The sequence below is a fragment of the Massilia sp. CT11-108 genome (assembly GCF_047302915.1).
Classification (GTDB): Bacteria; Pseudomonadota; Gammaproteobacteria; order Burkholderiales; family Burkholderiaceae_D; genus Telluria; species Telluria orientalis.
Genome location: NZ_JBKYMO010000528.1, coordinates 1 through 3,611 on the forward strand (window position 1 = coordinate 1; position 3,611 = coordinate 3,611).

General features: G+C 64.8%; 3 protein-coding genes and 1 pseudogene. 1 reads left to right on the forward strand and 3 read right to left on the reverse strand.

The window, feature by feature from the left end:
* Positions 1–354 (forward strand): helix-turn-helix domain-containing protein (locus ACEN88_RS26730; protein ID WP_413344540.1); only part of this gene is annotated, 354 nt, incomplete at its 5' end.
* On the opposite strand, the gene ACEN88_RS26735 is transcribed toward ACEN88_RS26730, so the two are convergent.
* The 3 genes and pseudogenes from ACEN88_RS26735 to ACEN88_RS26745 form a co-directional block, all read right to left on the reverse strand.
* Positions 355–738, reverse strand: coding sequence for a hypothetical protein (locus ACEN88_RS26735; RefSeq protein WP_413344542.1), 384 nt, complete (start codon positions 736–738; stop codon positions 355–357).
* 44 nt (positions 739–782) lie between these two features.
* Positions 783–2,984: a protein kinase domain-containing protein gene (locus ACEN88_RS26740; RefSeq protein ID WP_413344543.1), complete on the reverse strand. Its 2,202-nt coding sequence runs from the start codon at positions 2,982–2,984 to the stop codon at positions 783–785.
* 98 nt (positions 2,985–3,082) lie between these two features.
* Positions 3,083–3,611: pseudogene (locus ACEN88_RS26745) on the reverse strand (AI-2E family transporter); the annotation flags it as partial.

Below are 3,611 nucleotides of genomic sequence, written 5' to 3' on the forward strand. Positions count from 1 at the left end.
CGCCCAGCGGATCTCGCGGTGGGCATCGAGCAGCTTGTACATCGTCGGCCGCGAGATGCCCAGGTCGCGCGCCGCAAGCCGTCGGACATCACGGAGGCCGAAGTGTTGCGGGCGATGGCGGCGAACGAGTGGAACATCCAGGCCGCGGCGCGCGACCTGGGCATCTCGCGGCCGACGATGTACAAGCTGCTCGATGCCCACCGCGAGATCCGCTGGGCGGAGCGGATTCCCGCCGATGAGATCGAACGCGCACTGGCCGCGTGCGCGGGCGACGTCGGGCGCTGCGCGGAATTGCTCAGGACGCCGACGGAGTCGTTGCGACGGGAAGTGCGGCGGTTGCGGGAGAGTGCCTGATTACTCGCAGTCGCGCGAGCCGACTTGCATCTCCGGATCCGGCAGGTAATAGAACGAGGTCGTGCCGTTGCCGTTGTGCGCGGAGAACGATACCGAAAATCCCCACAGGCCCATGTTGGCACCGACTGTCAGCGTGGAATGCGCTTTGAGGTTGATGCGATTGCCTTCTGAGAACGGCGAGGAGCCGCGGCAGCCGTTTTGCATCTGGCCGCTGATCAGGACGCATTCCGCGACGTCGCCGGGACCGTCGAACTGGAACGCGACTTTGTCGCCCGGCTGCGCCTCGAACACGTCCCCGTCTTCACGCTGTACGCCGTTCAGGCTCCAGGTGGCGAGGGGCTGATCTTGAACGTAGCTGATGGTGAGTTGATAAGTTTGCGGCATGATGCTCCTTTCGGTTTGCGGGCGGAGGGATTAAACGGGGCGGATCATTCGGGGTGATACCCCGGGTCGCGGCGAAGTGAGACCAAGTCGGGTTCCGCTTCGATGTACTTGAGTGGATAGCCGAGCCGTACGGCATTGGCGATTGCGCCGAGGGCAAGGGCGCGCAGGCCCAGGAGTTCGTAGGCTAATCCCGCGCGGAACTGGACGTCTGCGCTGTCGGGAGCGAGCGTGACCGCGCGCGACATCAATGCCAACGCTTGAGTCTTGTCGCCTGCGCGTGCTGAATACAGGCCCATGCGCGAGACAACCACGACGTCGTTCGGTGCCCGTTCGAGCTTGGGTGCAAGCAGGCGGCGTGCCCTGTCGTACGCCTGACGCGCTTCTTCTTCACGACCCGGAATCCATAGCAACGTATCGCCCAGATTCGCCCAATTGATGTAGGAACCCGGCGCGCCGCGTGTAGGGGAGACTGCGTTTTCAAACGCGTCGACGGCACCAACGTAGTCGCCTCGCAGGAACAATATATTGCCGAGATTGCCGTACAGCTTTGCACTTGGCCGTACCTGGAGGCCACGCTGCAGGATCCTTGCCGCTTCGTCCGCACGGTCCTGGCGCATCAAAGTCGCGGTCAAGTTGGCGTATGCCTGCACTGCGTCCGGTTCAAGTGCAATGCTGTGACGAAAAGCTTGTTCGGCCGCCGAGTAGTTCGCTTGTTCGTACTCCACACTGCCCAGCTCGTCGAAGAATACGCGCTCGCTTGGGAAGCGCCGGGTTGCCTCGGCGAGTAGCGCGCGCGCCTCCGGGTAACGCCGAGCACGCCGCAACGTTTCGACCTTGAAGTACCAGGCGTAGTAATTGGTCGGGTCGAGATGAAGCGCGCGCTCGAAAGCGGCCAGCGCATCGTCGAAGCGTCCCCGGCTTTCCTGTGCTGCTCCGTTTGCGACATGGCTGAGTGCTAACTGGTCGTTGAGTTTGAGCGCCTGTTGCGCGCTGGCCACCGCTTTTTGAAGCCAGGTCTCGTCCTGGCTGTCGTTTCCGTAGCGCATGTTATAGACGAGCGAGATACCGGCTACGGCAGCCGCGTTCTCGGGCGTGCGTGCGAGGATTCGCTCGAAATCCAGCTGCGCATCTTCGAGACTACCGGGCCTGTCGAACAATTTGAGCGCGGCCAACCCTTTTTCCATGCTGGCGGCTTCGGAATAAGGAACCAGGACCTCCTGGACCGATGGCCGAAGCGTGCGCAGGTAGGGCACACCTTGCCACCATGCCGTGCCAAGTACGGCGGCCGTCAACGATGCGGCGCACACCAACTTCGTCCTTCGCGACATGGCACGCCACTCATGCGAGGCCGTGTTTGTCGATCCAGTCGGCTGGTCACCGCTCAGCTCGGCAAAGCGGCGCGCGACTTCGTCCATACTCTCGATGCGCTGTTCGGGCTGCCGCGCCGTCATCGCTCGTATGAGGGCGATGACCCGCGTGTCGAGACTGTCCGGATAATCCCACCCGTCTGACGACGTCTGTACGAGGGCGGCGGCCAGCGCGAGGCCGTGCAATGTGGAGAACGGTCGCTTGCCGCACGTGAGTTCGTACAGGATCACGCCGAGCGCGTACACGTCCGCGCCCGGGTCCGGCGTCGCGCCCTGCAGGCGCTCGGGCGCCATGTAGGCGATCGTACCCTGCGGATCGGTCTGGCCTGTCGCTGCGACCTCGCCCAGCGAGACGGTCTCGGTGGCCAGCGCGTCCTGGCGCAACGCGAGGCCGAAGTCGAGGATGCGCACGCGTCCGTTCTCGTCGACCATCAGGTTCGACGGCTTGATGTCGCCATGCACGAGACCGGATGCGTGGGCATCGCGCATGGCTTCCGCCACCTGGCCGACCCAGTCGAGTGCGAGCGGCAGCGCGACTGTTTCCGACTGCAGGATCTCTTTCAGCGTGCGGCCATGCACCAGTTCCATGACGATGAACTGGCCTGCGGCATCCTCTTCGACCGCATGAACCTTGACGAACGCGGGATGACGCAGCGAAGCGGCCAGGCGCGCTTCGCGCACGAGGTCCGTGCCCGCCGTGCCGCCATGGCGGATGGCCTTGATAGCGACGCTGCGGTGCAGGCGCGTGTCCCAGGCTTCGTGGACCTCGCCGAAGCCGCCTTCTCCGAGGCGGGCGCGCAGTTCGTAATGCCCGGACTGACCGCGCCGCGGCGCCTGGTCGGATGTCCTGTTCGCTTCAGGAAGAGTGGTTGCCGCCATGACCGTAAATATGTGATGTACGGCAACATTATATCGATAAAGCAACTACACGGCTGGGAAATCGTGACCAGCCAGATAAGACGTGACGCGAATGCAACTCAGCCCCGCGGCGCCCGTTCCGGCGCCACGAACGCCAGCGCTTCCTCGAACGAGCGCAACACGATGTCGACATGCTCCTCGACCGTCGGCTGCGGCACGGGCGACTGGTCGAACGGCAGCTTGACGGTGGCGAGCAGCGCATCCGGCAGATGGGCGCGCAACTCCGTGACGGCGTTCAGCCAGTCCCCGAGCCGGTCTTCCACCGGGTAGGGCAGGATCACGGTGGAGACCAGCTCCGCCTTTTCCGGACCGGGCCGGTCGGCCGTGCCGAGCAGGCTGCTGCGCGCATCGATGTTCGCGTCCCGCAGCGCCGACACGAGCAGTTCGGCGAGCAGTTCGTCCCGTTCCGCCGCGAGGGCGGCGCACAGCACGACGGAGTGCGCGGGCACGTCCAGCGAGCCCTGCCAGCGGCCCTGGCGGGTTTCGCGCATCTGGCGCAGGTAGGCGCCCAGGCGTTCAGCCAGTCCCCGAGCCGGTCTTCCACCGGGTAGGGCAGGATCACGGTGGAGACCAGCTCCGCCTTTTCCG

What these genes read in the sequence shown, in the direction of transcription:
- ACEN88_RS26735 (WP_413344542.1), bottom strand. Translation starts at nt 738, where the DNA reads ATGCCGCAAACTTATCAACTCACCATCAGCTACGTTCAAGATCAGCCC.
- ACEN88_RS26740 (WP_413344543.1), bottom strand. Translation starts at nt 2,984, where the DNA reads ATGGCGGCAACCACTCTTCCTGAAGCGAACAGGACATCCGACCAGGCG.